We start from the raw sequence: 14,472 nt of genomic DNA on the forward strand, positions 1-14,472 counted from the left end.
CAGCAATGAGGAAGGGTGGGTGGCCGTACACAAACCACCCAACTGACTTCACGCGCGTGTGCTCATGCCCGCACCAAAGAAGCTCGCGACGTCCGCCTTTCGATCGCTCGCTCAAGCGTCTGGAACACGCGATCGTCCAGGCATTGCGAAACGTTGAACCGCATGAACTCCTGAGCCGACTGGGAAAGGCTGAAGGCATTGCCGGGCGCGAGCACCACGTTCTCCGTCAGAGCCACCCGGGCAATGTCGGCGGCGTCGAGCCCCGCGGGCAACCGGCACCAAAGAAACATGCCGGACTGCGGCTCCAGCCAGGGTTCGATGCCGAGCTTTCTCAGCCTGGAGGCGGTTTCGGCCATCGCGCGGGAGAGCCGCGCGCGCAGTCCCTCCATATGCTTGCGATAGCCGCCGTCCCGCAGCACGTTGTAGGTAAGCTCGGCCGACAGGCGTCCGCCGCCGAACGACGTCGCGATCTTGAGGTCCACCAGTCCCTCGATCCATTCCGGGCGCGCGGCGATGAAACCGCAGCGCGCCGATGCCGACAGCGTCTTGGAGAAGCTGCCGATATGGACGACGCGGCTGAGGCCATCGAACGCCGCCAGCCTTGGCGCGGGCGTGTGCTCGAAATCGGCAAAGATGTCGTCCTCGACGATGGTCAGGTCGAACTGGTCCGCAAGCTTCAATACCCGATGGGCAACGACGGGAGATAGCACGGCACCGGTCGGATTGTGGATGGCGGAGTTGGTAATGTAGAGGCGCGGCCGGTGCTCGGCGACCACTTGGGCGAAAGCCTCGATGTCCGGCCCCGTCGGCGTATATGGCACGCTGACGATCCTGGCGCGGTGGGCGCGCAGCAGCGCGTGGAAGTTGAAGTAGCACGAGTCATCGACGAGGACCGTATCGCCCGTTTCCAGAAAGAAGCGGCACAGGAGATCGATCGCCTGCGTACCCGACTCCGTGAGCATGATCCAGTCGGGCGGCGCTTCGATGCCGCGCTCCATCATGCGCCGCGCGAGCAACTGGCGGAGCGGCGGAAAACCGAGCGGTGTCCCGTAGTCGGTAAGCGCGGCGTCGCCTGCCCGCGACAGGCCTCGCAGGCCTCTCCGCAATGCCGCCTCGGGCATCCATGAAGGAGGAAGCCAGCCGCAGCCCGGCTTGAGCGTCTGGTCGCTGCTTTCGAGCGATTGCCGGGAGACCCACAGCGGATCGATCGCGCGATCGAGCCGGGGTCCGATCTCGGCAAGGGCCAGGGGCGCCACCTGCCCGGAGACATAAAAGCCGGAGCCCGGCCTCGACGCGATGACGCCTTCGGCGACCAGGCGTTCATAGGCGTCCACCACGGTCGAGGTCGAGACCTGCATGGTCGTGGCGAAGGCCCGGACCGAAGGCAGCTTGCCCCCCGGCGTCAGGCTGCGGTTGGCAATGCGTTGGCGGATGGCGTTCATCACCGCCGTGATGCGCGTTCCGCCGCCTGCACCCGTCGCTGTAGCACCCATCCGTACTGCTCCCTGAAGCACAACAGTTTTGTCGAACTGTACTGGATTGTCTCTGGCGACGCCAGAGCGCTGCGCGTTCATATGAAGACGCAAAGGATGCTCTGGCGGCTTCGGCGGATACCGGCAAAGGAGCAGGCCCGAAAAAGGAACAACCCATGGACAAGACGACGACCGGATGGATCAACGGCTTTCTCGGGGTGCTGATCTTCAGCGGCTCGCTGCCGGCGACGCGGGCAGCCGTGCTCGACTTCGATCCGGTGTTCCTCACCGTCGCCCGGGCCGCGATCGCCGGCCTCCTCGCCCTCTGCCTTCTGGCTGCCTTCAGGGAGAAGCGGCCCGCCGCCGACCAGCTCTTCTCCCTGGCAGTCGTCTCGCTCGGTGTGGTGGTCGGATTTCCCCTGCTGACCGCGCTGGCGCTCCAGCACGTGACGTCGGCACACTCGATCGTCTTCGTCGGAATGCTTCCGCTTGCGACGGCGGCCTTCGGCGTCCTTCGCGGCGGCGAACGTCCTCGTCCCGCCTTCTGGATGTTCTCCGTCACGGGGAGCCTGCTGGTCATCGGCTTTGCGCTCGCGCAGGGCCTCTCGGCCTCTCCCGTCGGCGACGCCCTCATGCTCGCCGCCATCGTGGTCTGCGGCTTGGGCTATGCCGAGGGCGCGAAGCTCTCGCGCACCCTTGGCGGCTGGCAGGTGATCTCCTGGGCGCTCGTCCTGTCCTTGCCCGTCATGCTCTCGATCGCGCTTTTCCTGATGCCGTCGTCGTTCGCCGAGGTCGGCGCGCCCGGCTGGGTCGGCCTCGGCTATGTTTCCCTGTTCAGCATGCTGATCGGCTTCATCTTCTGGTATCGCGGACTGGCACAGGGCGGCATCGCGGCCGTCGGGCAATTGCAGTTGCTCCAGCCGTTCTTCGGCTTGGCCCTGGCCGCGACCCTGCTCCATGAAGACGTGAGCTTCACCATGCTCGCGGTCACGGTGGCCGTTATCCTCTGCGTTGTCGGCGCACGAAAATTCGCGAAATGACAGGCGTCGAACAAGGGGCACGCCGTCGCCGGCAAGCATTCCGGCTCGCCGCGTCCGGTGTTATGTTGTTGCATGACCCGCGATGCAGCCATAGCGAGAGCCGAGGCTTACTTCGATTCCGGTGCTTTCCGGGACGATCTGGCGCGCCGCGTCGCCTTGCCGACGGAAAGCCAGAATCCGGATCGCGCGCCAGTGCTGGCCGAGTACATCGAAACCGAGATCAAGCCGGCCTTCGAAGCACTTGGGTTCGCCTGCCAGACGTTATCCGAGGGCAACTGGCCTTTTCTTTTTGCCGAACGCATCGAGGATCCGGCGAGGCCGACCGTGCTTGGCTACGGTCATGGCGATGTGGTTCGCGGTCTCGACGAGGGCTGGCATGAAGGTCTGTCGCCTTGGCGGATGACCGAACGCGACGGCCGATGGTACGGACGCGGCGTCGCCGACAACAAAGGGCAGCATTCAATCAACATCGGTGCGATCAGGGCCGTGCTGGCGACGCGCGGCAGACTTGGCTTCAACGCCAAATACCTGATCGAAATGGGAGAAGAGAGGCTTTCGCCGGGTCTTCGCGACCTGGCGACCACCCACAAGGATTTGTTCCGATCCGGCGTGCTGATTGCTTCGGATGGGCCGCGGCTCTCGCTCGCACGGCCAACGGTCTTTTTGGGTTCGCGTGGCGCCATCAGCTTCGATGTTTGGATAGAGGCTCGCGAGGGCGGTCACCATTCCGGCAACTGGGGCGGTCTTCTTTCCGACCCGGCAATACAGCTTGCCCATGCCCTTGCAAGCCTCACCGGGCCGACAGGCCAGATCCGGATTCCGGAATGGCTTCCGAAGGCCATCCCGGACGATGTTCGGCGCATTCTCGCCGATTGCGAGATGGAGGCCAGCGCCAACGATCCCGAAATAGATCCCGATTGGGGTGAGCCCGGCCTGACGCCGGCGGAAAAACTGTTCGCGTGGTGCTCGTTCGCGATCCTCGCCTTCGAAGCCGGGAACCCGAAGACGCCCGTCGGCGCGATTCCGCCGCGAGCCTGGGCGCGCTGTCAGTTGCGGTTTGTCGTCGGCGTCGATGTCGAGGATGTCCTTCCGGCGCTCAGACGGCACTTCGACCGCCACGGCTTTTCCCACGTGCGGATCGCTCAATCGAACGATGCGGTTTTCCACGCGACACGACTGGATCCCGGTCATCCATGGGTCAGCTGGACGGTGGACTCGATTGTCCGCACGACAGGCAAGAAGCCCGCCATCGTGCCGAACCTCGGCGGATCCCTGCCGAACGACATCTTCGCCGATATCCTGGAACTTCCGACAGTGTGGGTCCCGCACTCCTATCCGGGATGCTCCCAGCATGCGCCGAACGAGCACCTGCCGCTCGTGATCGCCCGTGAAGGTCTGGCGCTGATGGCAGGGATCTACTGGGATCTCGGCGAGCCCGGCGTGCCGGAAGCGCATCATTAGAGCAATTCCGAGCAGTGTGCGACGTTTCCGTCCGGCATTGCGTCAGATCAGGAAGTTAGATTTCGCCACTTCAATGAAACGAGCAGCGCCGGCGGGAGGACGAACCCGAGTGGGCCCATCGCGCTCCGTCAGAGAGCCGCGAGGAAGTTCGCGACGCGCGCCCAGGTACGCTCCGCCGCCTCGGCGTCGTGGTCGGGCAGGCTCGGATCCGTATAAATATGCCCGGCGCCGGGATAGCTGAACACCTCGGCGGCAATTCCCGCGCCCTCGGCGATCGCCCGCCAGGCGGCCACGTCCTCTGCCGGCTCGAAAACATCCGGGTCGGCAAGATGCACCTGCAGCGGCAGGCCGCGGCGCGCATCATGAGGTATCTGGGCAATGCTGTGGAGGAAGAGCACGCCAGCCGCCTCGGGCCGCTTCGCCCAAAGATGCGCGGCGACCGCGGCGCCCATGGAAAATCCGCCAAGCACCGTCTCGGCCGGCAGATCCGCGGCCGCTCTCTCCGCACGCTCGCAGAGCGTCGCCCAACCGATCTCCTCCTTCAATTCGAAGCCCTGATCGATCGAGCTGGCGACCCGGCCCTCATAGAGATCGGGCGTGATGACCGTGTGGCCCGCCGTGCGCAAACGCGCCGCCGCATTCCGCTCGAGCGGGCGCAATCCATAGACCGAATGAAACAGGAGCACCGTCGCCATCGCTATACCCTCCGGTGTTGGCCGGCCGCAGGCTACAGCAATTCCAGGAGGTGTGTAACGGTTTTCCGGCCGGAAATGCGCCGGGCATCTGAAAGGCAGCCGCTCGATCATCATGCCGCCGAGGCGGGTCTGGCTCTCCGCCATCCCGCATGCCGTCGCCATCTCGAGCTGACTCGAGGATGACGGCAAAGGGAAGCCTTGCGCGCGCCCCCCCCGTTTTGCGCCCCGATGCAGCGGACGGGGCTGCATCGGGTACTTGTCGGAAATCAGCCCGCGATCGCCGCGACGGCCGGCGCGACGTGCGGCCAGACCTCGATCGATCCGCGGTAGATCATGTCGACCGCAACATAGAAGATGATCGCCAGACCGACATAGGCGATCCAGTGATAGCGGTTGAGCAGCTTGGCGATGAAGCCCGCTGCAACGCCCATCATCGCGATCGAAAGGACGAGGCCGATCACCAGCACCGTCGGATGCTCGCGGGCAGCACCCGCAACCGCGAGCACGTTGTCGAGCGACATGGAGATGTCGGCAACGACGATCTGGATCGCCGCCTGCATGAAGGTCTTCTTGTGGACCTCTCCGGTCCCGTGGCCGGCGCCTTCGCCGACGTTGGCGCGCAGCTCGCGCCACATCTTCCAGCAGACCCAGAGCAGGAGAATACCGCCGGCAAGCAGCAGGCCGATGATTTCCAGAAGCTGCACCGTAACGCTCGCCAGCGCGATGCGAAGAACGGTCGCGGCGAGAATGCCGACGAGGATCGCCCTCTTGCGCTGCTCGGTCGGAAGCCCGGCGGCTGCAAGCCCGATGACGACGGCGTTATCCCCGGCAAGCACCAGGTCGATGACAATAACCTGCATAAGTGCCAGCAAGCCGGCAGACGTAAAAATTTCCATGATCCGATGATCCCCCACTGAGCAAAGCGGCTGGGCATCGCTAGCGGAAAAGCCACCGGCGGATCAAGTGGCGATGCGGGTTTGCGGCAAAAAAACTGGAGCGCGCCTTCTCTGCATCCCCGCCGTCGAGCCCCAATGCGCGCCGGCCAAGGCCGTGTTATGTTGATCGCCATGCGCCCGAGCACCCGCCACGCCCGAAGTGGTGAGTTGAGCATCGCCCATCAGGTGATCGGCGACGGACCGCTCGACATTATCTATGTTCCGGGCTGGATTTCCAATCTCGACCAGGCCTGGGAATTTCCGAAAATGGTGCATGTGTTCGAGCGGCTGAGCGCATTCGCCCGGCTGATCCTGTTCGACAAGCGCGGCACCGGGCTTTCGGACCGCAATGTCGGCTTTCCCACGCTTGAGGAACGGATGCAGGACGTCCGGGCGGCAATGGACGCCGCTGGCTCGCGGCGTGCGGCGCTCATGGGCACCTCCGAGGGCGGCTACCTCGCGCCTGCTCGATCACGCCGGGCCGGGTGATGTCATGGGCTCGGGAACGGTGAGGGATCTCGTCGTCGGCTCCGGCGTCACCTTCGAGGCACGCGGCGAGACGGAACTGCGCGACGTTCCCGGACGCTGGCAGGTTTTACGCCGTCACGACGCCGACCAACTCTGCCGACGGAATTACGCCGGCGAGAACAGCGCCTTGATCCGCTGCCTAAGCGCCCGCTTGTACATTCTGAGCCACGGCGCCACACGCTTGTTCGCGTGCTGCTCGAGCGCCTTCTTCAAGGCGATCTTCTCCCTGGCCGTGTAGTTCGTTTCGGCAATGATGCGGCGTGCGATTTCGACGTATTTCCTTCGCGCCGCCAGCCGCTCCGCCGGCTGCAGGTGATAGCTCGCCTCACGCATGATCCGCTGCGTGAAGGTGGCCTCGGGCGCGAACGCCACCTGGCCGTTGATCATGGCCCGCATCGTGGTCAAGTGATCCGCCGCCCAGGCATAGGGATAGTCCCTGAGCACCGCGATATCCTCGATGACGGCATCGCGCCGCCAGAGGCCGTAGAACCAGCTCGGGTGGCAGCCGAGCAGGATCGCCTTCGCCCGCGACAGGCGATCGGAGCCTTCGCTCACCGGCAGCGGGTAATCGGCCTCCCGCCCGGTCGATGTGTTGATCCGGTGGACCGGGGTGACGGCCAGCCGGGCATCGCAGTCGCGGTCGAGCGCATTCACGGTTGCCTCGAGATGGTTCTCGTCCGTTAGGTCGTCGTCCGCCCGCCACATGAAATAAGCGGCCTCGCCGAGGTGCAGCGCCTTCTTGAAGTTCTCCATCACCGGCACGTTGATATTGCTGCGAACGTGGCGGAACCGTCGGTCCTTTCGCGCAAATTCGGCGCAGATCTCGCTGGTGCCGTCGGTCGAGGCGTTGTCGCAGATGATGACCTCGAAATCCTCGAAACTCTGGCCGCGCAGGCAATTCAGGCTTTCGGAAATTGTCTGGACACCGTTGTAGGTGGGAACGGCGATACTCACGCGAGCCATGTTTTCCCTGTTGCACGCTGTTGTTGAGGCGATTATATGAGCGGCCCCTGACCAGTTTCATGTTGTCAAACCACACGCCGTGGATGACAAGCGTGTACACCATCGGCCCCCTCAACCGCAAGACGATCATCGATGCCAAAAATCGACGTTTGCATTGTCGCCTCGCGGCGCCCCGATCTGTTGGCCGCCACGCTCGAAAGCCTGTCGAAGCGGATGCTCGATCACTTCGAGATCGAGAATGTCTACATGAACCTCGATCCGATCTTCGGGGATGAGAAGGCCCATGCCGCCTGCCTCGAGCTGATCCGCAACCGGTTTCCGGCGGCGATCGTTTTCGAGCCCGAAACGCCGAGCTTCGCCGGCGCCGTACGGCGGCTCTGGTCGGCCACAAAGGCCGAGTTCGTCCTGCACCTCGAAGACGATTGGGTCGCGCTGACCGACATCGGCCCGGACGTCTTCACCGCCTTCCGGAATGCCTCGATCGCGCAGGTGTCTTTCCACACCGCCGAGCAGAAATGGGACATCGCGAAGAAGGGCCATTTTCACAAGCGCAACGAATATGTGCGCCTGTTTGGCATCAAGATCCCGAAGTTCAGCGCCTTCCCGATCTTCACCACCTCGCCCTCGCTTCTCAGAGGCGAGTTCGTGAGGGAGTGCGCGAGGTTGATGGACCCCGCGAAGGACCCGGAAAAGCAATTCTACTACGGCGTGAACCCGGCCCTCGAAAGATATGTCCGCAACAAGAAAAGCTATATCTTCTCCCCCGAAAAGCGCCCGGTCATCAAGGACATCGGCCGCGACTGGCAGAAGGAGAAGAAGATCAGGAAGGTCATCCGCGGCGCCAATTCGGTCTGGGAAGCGGAGGGATAACGGTTCTTTCGCGATCCGAACTCGCGGGGGGATGAGAGCCACGGCGCGGCACTGTATGTCGGACCGATGACTTGATCTCCGGTACGCTCGACGCCCTCGGCGTCGCCCGCCAGCACTTTTTGCACAATAACCGTCCGCCGGATTATCGTTGCCCAGCCACGCAAATTCCCGCGTTCCGCGCGGCGTCTGGAGCACGCAAGGAGAATGGTGTCCGCGATGGAGGACGTCAGCGAAAGATCCTACGAACGGCTCACGCCGGAGGACCTCGAGGAGATCGCGGCCATCGCCCTTCGCACGCTCGCCGCCATCTTCGATCGCGCGCCCGTCGCCGGCCTCTATCGTGATCGCCTGCTCCTTCTCGCCCTCGCCCAGGGTGGCGCGCTGCATTATCTCGACAGCGTGAACGGGCTCAAGGACATCGACGTCTGGGCCTTCTTCGCGGCAGGCCCCGCCAGGCCGTTTCCGCACCGGAAGCGCTGGTGCGTCGATTTCGGCCCGTCCCGCTTCGGCCGGCACCCGGCCGACCTCGGCTATCGCGGCCGCCGCCTCGACCTCATGGGCCGGTCGATCGCGATTGCACCCGGCGAGCCGCCGCCGCAGGCAGTGCGGCATTGGCTCGCCACGCGGAGCCGTTCCGCGGTCGAACTTCGCAAGAAGCCGATGTTCTCATTGTTTCCGCAAGCGTTCTTCGGCGAACGGCTCAACTAAGCAATTCCAGGAAAAGTGTGCAGCGGTTTTCCGTCCGGAATTGCGCAACACCTAACCAAGCAATTCCAGGAAAAGTGTGCGGCGGTTTTCCGTCCGGAATTGCGTGACAACATTGCCGCCCGCTTCGCGAAACGCGATTGACTCCCGATCAAAAGAGAACATAATAAGAACATCCATCGGTGACGCGGCCGCCAATCTGAAACTGTTGAAGAGAGAACTCCGTCTATGCACGGAGAAGGAGGATTCATGTCTGCCGCGGAGCGGTCCGATATCGAGGAATTCGACGAGTGGCTGGACGAAGTTGCGGCCGCGCTCGCCTGGCACGACGGCGACGCCGAAGCGACGATCCGCACGCTGCTCGCCGACTGTAAGCATCTGCGCGAGCAACTGGCGCTGGCCCAGATCGCCATGGGCATGGGCTTCACACGCGGCTGGTCGCCCTGCGCGGAACGCTCGGCGGAACTGGCGAGGCGAGGGTGAACATAAGGATCGGAGGGGACCGACAAGGCGCCGCACGCTACTGTCGTGTGAGCGAAACGATGAAAATGATCTAGCGGTCGATTGAGCGCTCCTGCAGTTCCTCGCCGATGAAGCAATTATAGGGCTGCCCGTACTGGACAGGCCTTGGCTTCGGCGCATCCGGCCGGTAGCGGCTCACCTTCAGCCCGGAAATCTCGATGACGAGCTTGGCGAGGATCGCCGCGGCAAACTCGTCGATGTGCTTCACCTTCAACAGGAAAGACCCGGGACCGCCGATGACGCACTCCCGGTAATAGACGTCGAGATCCGCGATCGATGCCGTATCCGGCGCGGTCCTCAGCATGACCGGGAGTCCGTCGATGGTGATCCCTTGGGCAATGGTGTTGTTGCGGGCGAGAGGCGCCGGCGCGCCGGCATTGTTCGGCCCGTCGCCCGATATGTCGATCACGCGGCGGCTCGCGCGAAAGGGGCTGGCGCGGAAAAGCGTCCGTCCGAGCGGCCTCACGTTACGTCACCCGGAACCGCAGTGCGGCTTGCGAAGGCGCGGCTGGTGACCGCGACGACAAGTGCCGCGACGATCAGGACCGCGGCGACGGCGAAGGTGATCCGCATGCCGGCGGCGACCGCCTCGGGGGCTGCCGCAGCGATCTCGCTTGCGCCTGAGGCGAGCGCGAACACGGCACCCATGAAGGACGCACCGGTGACGAGGCCGAGATTGCGCGAGAGGTTGAGCATGCCGGAAACGACGCCCCGCTCGGCGGATCCGACATCCTTCATGACGGCTGTGTTGTTGGCGGCCTGGAACAGCGCATAGCCGGCGGTCACGGTGACGATGGGCACGATATAACCGGCAATGCCGAACCCAGCCGGGCCGAACTCAGCCGGAATGAGGGAGAGGAGGAAGGCGCCGGTGGCGATCGCGGCGAGCCCGGCGACGGTCATCGGCTGCGCGCCCAGCCGGTCGACGAGGCGGCCCGCGGGGACGCCCGCGAGTGCAGCGACGAGCGGGCCGGCGGACATGACGAGGCCGACGCGGGCCGGATCGAGCCGGAGCCCATGGGAGAGGTAGAACGGCCCGACCACCAGCGTCGCCATCATCACCGTCGAGACCAGCGCGCTCATCGCAAGGCCGGCGGAGAGCACCGGATCGCGGAACATCGTCAGCTGGAGCAGGGGCGAGGCGGTTCTCGCCTCGACGAACACGAAGTGGGCACCTGCGACGATCGCGACCAGCAGGAAGCTCATGTTGAGCGGGCCAAAACTTCCGCGTCCGATCGTCATGGCGAGCGCATAGGCCGCAAGCGTCAGCGCCAGCAGCAACGTGCCGAGGGTGTCGAAGCCCGGCCGCGTGCCTTTACGCCGCTTGTGATCCACCGGCAGGGCGCGAAACGCGATGACGATCGTCAGAATGCCGAGCGGCACGCCGGCTAGGAAGATCGCCCGCCAGCCGAGGCCGGAGATCAGGAGACCGCCGAGCGAGGGGCCGAGGGCGGTGCCGATCGCGGATGTCGTTCCGAGCAGCCCCATGGCGCTGCCGGTCCTTGCCTTCGGCACCGTCTCGCCGACGAGCGCCATGGCAAGCGCCATCATGACCGCCGCGCCGAGACCCTGCGCCGCCCGCGCCGCGATCAGCATTGAGAGCGTGGGCGCGATGCCGCAAAGGGCGGAGGCTGCGGTAAAGAGCGCGATGCCGGAAAGCAGCAGCCGGCGGCGGCCGACCATATCGCCGAGCCGCCCGACACTGACGATGAGCGCGGTGATGGCGAGCAGATAGGCAAGCACGATCCACTGAACCTCCTGGAACGAGGCGTCGAACGCCTCGGCCAGCGCCGGCAGGCCGACATTCGCGATGCTGGTGCCGAGCGAGGACAGCAGCATGGAGAGGGAAAGGGCGGCAAGCGCCCAGCGAAAGGAGGCCGTCCGTTCGCCCGTCCGTTCGTCCGTTCCGGCGCCTGTTCCGGGGACAGTCCCGGCTGGCCGTATCGTGATCGACATCGCTATGAACTCCGTTTCCTGCGTTTTGGGGTTGCGGAAAAGGTAGTCCTTCGCAATACGTGGCGGAATGCGCATCATTTGCACTTAATTCGTGCGTTTGACGCCATGTCACTATGGGCTATAGTCGGCGCATGTCGAAACCTGACCTCAATCTGCTTGCCACCCTCGACGTGCTGCTGTCGGAAGGCAGCGTTGCCCGCGCTGCCAGGCGGCTGCGGCTCAGCCCATCGGCGATGAGCCGGGCGCTGGCGCGGCTGCGCGAGGCGACGGGCGATCCGCTGCTGGTCCGGGCAGGGCGCGGCCTGGTGCCGACGCCCCGCGCGCTCGAACTCGGCGAGCGGGTCGGCCGGCTCGTAGAGGAGGCGGAAGCGGTGCTGCGGCCGCAGGAAAAGCTCGACCTCGAACGGCTGGTCAGAACCTTCACGCTCAGGACCAGCGACGGTTTCGTGGAGAATTTCGGGCCGGACCTGATCGCCCGCGTCAGCCGGGAAGCGCCCGGCGTGCGGCTGCGTTTCGTGCCTAAACCGGACAGGGACAGCGGACCGCTTCGCGAGGCGACCGTCGACCTCGAAACCGGCGTGGTGGGTGAGGCGATCAGTCCGGAGGTGCGCACACAGGCGCTGTTCCGCGACCGGTTCGTCGGCGTCGTGCGGCTGGGGCACCCGCTTTGCGAGGGCGAGGTGACGCCCGGCCGCTACGCCGCCGGCCGGCATGTGCTCGTCTCGCGGCGCGGCCTCGACAAAGGGCCGCTCGACGAGGCGCTGGAGGCACTCGGGCTCGAGCGCGATATCGTGACGATCGTCGGCGGCTTTGCCGCCGCACTCGCGCTCGCCCGCGCCACCGACCTGATCGCGAGCGTTCCCGAGCGGCATACGGGGGCGCTCCGGGCCGGCATGCACAGTTTTCCCCTGCCGGTCTTCGCACGGGAGATCACGGTTTCCATGCTCTGGCACCCGCGCCTCGACGCCGACCCGGCGCATCGCTGGCTGCGCGCATGTGTGCGCGAGGTTTGCGCGGGGCGGAGAGTGGATTGAGCGGCAGGCGAGTTGGAGCACGGTCGCCGGTGGCGTTTCCCGTTCCTACCTGCGGAAAATACCCTTGTAGTACGCGCCGTTTCTCGGCGGCGGCTTGTTCACGCCTTTGGCTCCGGGGTTAAATTTGCCGCTCCGGTGTCCGTCATTGATGCGCGTTGCCGATATGCCCTTGTAGTAGCTTCCCGCTGCAAATGCGGGAGAGGCGCCGGCGGCGATCGTTGCCGCGAAGAGGGCTGCTAGAGCCAGGTTGGCAGACTTGCTCATTTTTCATCCTCGGTGACCCGCGCCACTTGCCCGTGCTGTCGTCGAGGCGCGTGGCGTCAGGTTGTGCGGCAAAACGATGGAGCCGCCAGAACCCTCCCGTTACAGGCTACCCGGAAGTCGTGACGAATGGATGTAATGCCCGCGAGGGAACCCCCTCGCATCGGCACCTTACCGCCATGTCCCGTCCGTCTCACTTCAACGCCTTTTCCAAGGCATCACGGTTGCGGATGAGCCAGGCGACGCTGCGTGTCTGCCAGGCGATGCCCCAGACGCGCGGGGCGTTTTCGGTGTCGGGCGTGATCTGCTGTTCAATCACCTCGTTCGCAGCGCTCTCGGCTGCGAACGCGATGATCCTGTAGCCGAGCCGGTGGCGCTCGCCGGCTGGTAGTGCGTAGCCGTCCGCGAAGATGCGCATCTGGCGCATGCGGCATGCGGCATCGGGCAGGCCGTTCATCTTCGCGACGTCGTCGTCATAGAGTTGGGCGTTGTTCCAGGCGGCCATGGCGATCTCGGTCAGGCGATCGACCGGGCCCGCCGCCTCCCAGTCGATCAGCGCGACCGGCTTGCCGTCTCGCGAAACCACGTTCCAGGGGGCCGCATCGCAGTGCCCGACGATGTCCGGCGTGCCGACGTTCCGGCCAAACCAGGGGCGCCAGATCGCATTTTCCGGCGGCCGAAAGGAGGCGGTCGCATCGTGCAGCCGGCGCATGAGGCCGCCCAGCGCGTGAACAGCCTCGTCCGACCAGGGGGCCGGGTTGATGACATCGCCGTCGATATAGGTGAGGACTTCGCGGCCCTGCTCGTCAAAGCCGTCTCCGACGACGCGCGCCGGCGAAGCCGGCATCCTCAAGATGGCGCACAGAGCATGGACCGAAGGAGCCCAGGGGCCCGTCTCGCGGATGACGACCCCGCCTCGACGGCTGACAACGGTTCTCTCGCCGAGCGGCGTGGCATCGGCTTCCTTGGTCATCCCGCGGATGATAGCAGCCGTGCGGGTAAGGGGAAGGGCGGTTTCCGCCCATTTCCGTTGCGGCGGCTAGGAAAGTCCGCACGGGGCCGACACTGGAACGTTACCCCACGCCGAGGGAAGGACGACTGATCCATCGCGCTCGCGACCTGGCTGAATCTGCCCGTTGCCGCCTTAGCTCGCCGCTATCGGGTCCGTTGGAGACGCGATCGTCCGCTCAGGTCTCCCTTGATAGCGCCCAGATCCAGCCGGCGAAGGTGGCGACGAGGAAGGGATAGGCGAAGAAGGGGAGCGGCGAGGCGGTGGGCAGCACCTGTTCGCCTGAGAAAATGCGTGCGGCGGTCACCAGGAAAAGGACCGCAGCGACGATGCCGAAGGCGCGGACCCATGTCGGGAAGTGCCTTGGTATGCTGATGACGAGGAGCGCGGTCGCCCAGAGCGCGATGCCTGCGCCGAAGGAGGGGACGCTGGCGCTCGGGCCTGCCGCCGTTCCGGACATGATGACGCCCTCGGCGATTGCAAAGACGAGAAAGCCGGCGGCGACGATCTCGCTTCCCGCCCTGTGGAACTTCAGGGCGAGCAGGGCGGAGGCCATCACCAGTCCGCTGCCGTCGATCGCCCAGGCGAGCGCCTGCAGGTTCGGATCGCCCATCATCGTCCCGGCCATGCCGAACACGCCGCCGAGCGCCAGCCCGACGGCCGCAAGCGCGTTTACAGGGTCCTTCAGGCCTGCCATGCCCCAAGCCCCTCTCGAACGGGCGTTCTGCTGCAGCGGAGAGTAGGCTCAAAAGTTCGGACTTACCAGAGCATCCGGCCGGGCAGGATGGTCCGGAATCGAAGCGCCCGGCAGCAGTGAGCCTGCCGCCGGGCGTCGAGGAAGGCTTCGATCGGCTCACTCCTTGATGGGCGTGGTCAGTTCCTTTTCGTCGGTGTCGAGGACGAAGACGGCCAGCAGGGTTGCGGGTTCCGTGTCACTGGCGTTCTTGCTGACGCCATGGCGAGCGCCGGGCTCTTCGTAGAAGTTCTCGCCGGCCTTGTAGACCCTTTCCGGCTCGCCATT

General features: G+C 65.2%; 16 protein-coding genes and 1 pseudogene. 7 read left to right on the forward strand and 10 right to left on the reverse strand.

Annotation, left to right across the window (positions count from 1 at the left end; all coding sequences use genetic code 11):
* Positions 1-62: 62 nt before the first annotated feature.
* Complete coding sequence (locus QN219_RS24380; RefSeq protein ID WP_405052235.1) at positions 63-1,514, reverse strand: PLP-dependent aminotransferase family protein; 1,452 nt, start codon at positions 1,512-1,514, stop codon at positions 63-65.
* A 134-nt stretch (positions 1,515-1,648) separates the two neighbouring features.
* Here QN219_RS24380 and QN219_RS24385 point away from each other — a divergent pair, with 134 nt between their 5' ends.
* The gene (locus QN219_RS24385) at positions 1,649-2,512 is read left to right on the forward strand and encodes a DMT family transporter (RefSeq protein ID WP_284002646.1); all 864 of its coding nucleotides are present in this window, start codon (positions 1,649-1,651) and stop codon (positions 2,510-2,512) included.
* Between the two features lie 72 nt (positions 2,513-2,584).
* Positions 2,585-3,973 carry a M20 family metallopeptidase gene (locus QN219_RS24390; RefSeq protein WP_284002647.1) on the forward strand — a complete coding sequence of 463 codons (1,389 nt, stop codon included), beginning with the start codon at positions 2,585-2,587 and terminating at the stop codon, positions 3,971-3,973.
* Between the two features lie 128 nt (positions 3,974-4,101).
* Here the strand turns inward: QN219_RS24390 and QN219_RS24395 are convergent, their stop codons facing one another.
* Both QN219_RS24395 and QN219_RS24400 read right to left on the reverse strand, forming a co-directional pair.
* The gene (locus tag QN219_RS24395) at positions 4,102-4,917 is read right to left on the reverse strand and encodes a dienelactone hydrolase family protein (RefSeq protein ID WP_309486619.1); all 816 of its coding nucleotides are present in this window, start codon (positions 4,915-4,917) and stop codon (positions 4,102-4,104) included.
* A gap of 17 nt (positions 4,918-4,934) precedes the next feature.
* Positions 4,935-5,564 carry a TerC family protein gene (locus tag QN219_RS24400; protein WP_284002648.1) on the reverse strand — a complete coding sequence of 210 codons (630 nt, stop codon included), beginning with the start codon at positions 5,562-5,564 and terminating at the stop codon, positions 4,935-4,937.
* Between the two features lie 135 nt (positions 5,565-5,699).
* On the opposite strand from QN219_RS24400, the gene QN219_RS24405 reads away from it, so the two are divergent.
* The gene (locus tag QN219_RS24405) at positions 5,700-6,092 is read left to right on the forward strand and encodes an alpha/beta hydrolase (RefSeq protein ID WP_284002649.1); all 393 of its coding nucleotides are present in this window, start codon (positions 5,700-5,702) and stop codon (positions 6,090-6,092) included.
* Positions 6,093-6,236: 144 nt separating this feature from the next.
* Here QN219_RS24405 and QN219_RS24410 read toward each other — a convergent pair whose 3' ends face one another.
* Positions 6,237-7,085 (reverse strand): glycosyltransferase, encoded by an 849-nt coding sequence (locus QN219_RS24410; protein ID WP_284002650.1) that lies wholly within the window; start codon positions 7,083-7,085, stop codon positions 6,237-6,239.
* A 141-nt stretch (positions 7,086-7,226) separates the two neighbouring features.
* Between QN219_RS24410 and QN219_RS24415 the strand changes: the two genes are divergently transcribed.
* The 3 genes from QN219_RS24415 (at position 7,227) to QN219_RS24425 (ending at position 9,152) form a co-directional block, all read left to right on the forward strand.
* Positions 7,227-7,964, forward strand: a complete 738-nt coding sequence (locus QN219_RS24415; protein ID WP_284002651.1) for a hypothetical protein — start codon at positions 7,227-7,229, stop codon at positions 7,962-7,964.
* Positions 7,965-8,168: 204 nt separating this feature from the next.
* The gene (locus QN219_RS24420) at positions 8,169-8,672 is read left to right on the forward strand and encodes a hypothetical protein (protein WP_284002652.1); all 504 of its coding nucleotides are present in this window, start codon (positions 8,169-8,171) and stop codon (positions 8,670-8,672) included.
* Between the two features lie 246 nt (positions 8,673-8,918).
* The gene (locus tag QN219_RS24425) at positions 8,919-9,152 is read left to right on the forward strand and encodes a hypothetical protein (protein ID WP_284002653.1); all 234 of its coding nucleotides are present in this window, start codon (positions 8,919-8,921) and stop codon (positions 9,150-9,152) included.
* A 70-nt stretch (positions 9,153-9,222) separates the two neighbouring features.
* On the opposite strand, the gene QN219_RS24430 is transcribed toward QN219_RS24425, so the two are convergent.
* Positions 9,223-9,657: a DUF1194 domain-containing protein gene (locus tag QN219_RS24430; protein ID WP_284002654.1), complete on the reverse strand. Its 435-nt coding sequence runs from the start codon at positions 9,655-9,657 to the stop codon at positions 9,223-9,225.
* Positions 9,654-11,147, reverse strand: coding sequence for an MFS transporter (locus tag QN219_RS24435; RefSeq protein WP_284002655.1), 1,494 nt, complete (start codon positions 11,145-11,147; stop codon positions 9,654-9,656). Before QN219_RS24435 ends, QN219_RS24430 begins: the two co-directional genes overlap by 4 nt.
* A 131-nt stretch (positions 11,148-11,278) precedes the next feature.
* Here QN219_RS24435 and QN219_RS24440 point away from each other — a divergent pair, with 131 nt between their 5' ends.
* Positions 11,279-12,181: a LysR family transcriptional regulator gene (locus QN219_RS24440; RefSeq protein WP_284002656.1), complete on the forward strand. Its 903-nt coding sequence runs from the start codon at positions 11,279-11,281 to the stop codon at positions 12,179-12,181.
* Positions 12,182-12,226: 45 nt separating this feature from the next.
* On the opposite strand, the gene QN219_RS24445 is transcribed toward QN219_RS24440, so the two are convergent.
* From QN219_RS24445 to QN219_RS24460, 4 genes and pseudogenes are all read right to left on the reverse strand, one after another.
* Positions 12,227-12,445: a hypothetical protein gene (locus QN219_RS24445; protein WP_173510029.1), complete on the reverse strand. Its 219-nt coding sequence runs from the start codon at positions 12,443-12,445 to the stop codon at positions 12,227-12,229.
* 190 nt (positions 12,446-12,635) lie between these two features.
* Complete coding sequence (locus QN219_RS24450) at positions 12,636-13,415, reverse strand: phosphotransferase (protein WP_284002657.1); 780 nt, start codon at positions 13,413-13,415, stop codon at positions 12,636-12,638.
* A 214-nt stretch (positions 13,416-13,629) separates the two neighbouring features.
* Positions 13,630-14,148, reverse strand: coding sequence for a hypothetical protein (locus tag QN219_RS24455; RefSeq protein ID WP_284002658.1), 519 nt, complete (start codon positions 14,146-14,148; stop codon positions 13,630-13,632).
* 156 nt (positions 14,149-14,304) lie between these two features.
* Positions 14,305-14,472 (reverse strand): annotated as a pseudogene (locus tag QN219_RS24460) (cupin domain-containing protein); the annotation flags it as partial.

This window comes from Sinorhizobium sp. 8-89 (genome assembly GCF_030124325.1).
Classification (GTDB): domain Bacteria; phylum Pseudomonadota; class Alphaproteobacteria; order Rhizobiales; family Rhizobiaceae; genus Sinorhizobium.

Excerpts from the sequence above, each read along its gene's own strand:
- QN219_RS24445 (WP_173510029.1), bottom strand. The coding sequence starts at position 12,445 with ATGAGCAAGTCTGCCAACCTGGCTCTAGCAGCCCTCTTCGCGGCAACG.
- QN219_RS24435 (WP_284002655.1), bottom strand. The coding sequence starts at position 11,147 with ATGTCGATCACGATACGGCCAGCCGGGACTGTCCCCGGAACAGGCGCC.
- QN219_RS24385 (WP_284002646.1), top strand. The coding sequence starts at position 1,649 with ATGGACAAGACGACGACCGGATGGATCAACGGCTTTCTCGGGGTGCTG.
- QN219_RS24420 (WP_284002652.1), top strand. The coding sequence starts at position 8,169 with ATGGTGTCCGCGATGGAGGACGTCAGCGAAAGATCCTACGAACGGCTC.
- QN219_RS24415 (WP_284002651.1), top strand. The coding sequence starts at position 7,227 with ATGCCAAAAATCGACGTTTGCATTGTCGCCTCGCGGCGCCCCGATCTG.
- QN219_RS24400 (WP_284002648.1), bottom strand. The coding sequence starts at position 5,564 with ATGGAAATTTTTACGTCTGCCGGCTTGCTGGCACTTATGCAGGTTATT.
- QN219_RS24390 (WP_284002647.1), top strand. The coding sequence starts at position 2,585 with ATGACCCGCGATGCAGCCATAGCGAGAGCCGAGGCTTACTTCGATTCC.
- QN219_RS24395 (WP_309486619.1), bottom strand. The coding sequence starts at position 4,917 with ATGCAGCCCCGTCCGCTGCATCGGGGCGCAAAACGGGGGGGGCGCGCG.
- QN219_RS24405 (WP_284002649.1), top strand. The coding sequence starts at position 5,700 with ATGCGCGCCGGCCAAGGCCGTGTTATGTTGATCGCCATGCGCCCGAGC.
- QN219_RS24425 (WP_284002653.1), top strand. The coding sequence starts at position 8,919 with ATGTCTGCCGCGGAGCGGTCCGATATCGAGGAATTCGACGAGTGGCTG.
- QN219_RS24455 (WP_284002658.1), bottom strand. The coding sequence starts at position 14,148 with ATGGCAGGCCTGAAGGACCCTGTAAACGCGCTTGCGGCCGTCGGGCTG.
- QN219_RS24450 (WP_284002657.1), bottom strand. The coding sequence starts at position 13,415 with ATGACCAAGGAAGCCGATGCCACGCCGCTCGGCGAGAGAACCGTTGTC.
- QN219_RS24440 (WP_284002656.1), top strand. The coding sequence starts at position 11,279 with ATGTCGAAACCTGACCTCAATCTGCTTGCCACCCTCGACGTGCTGCTG.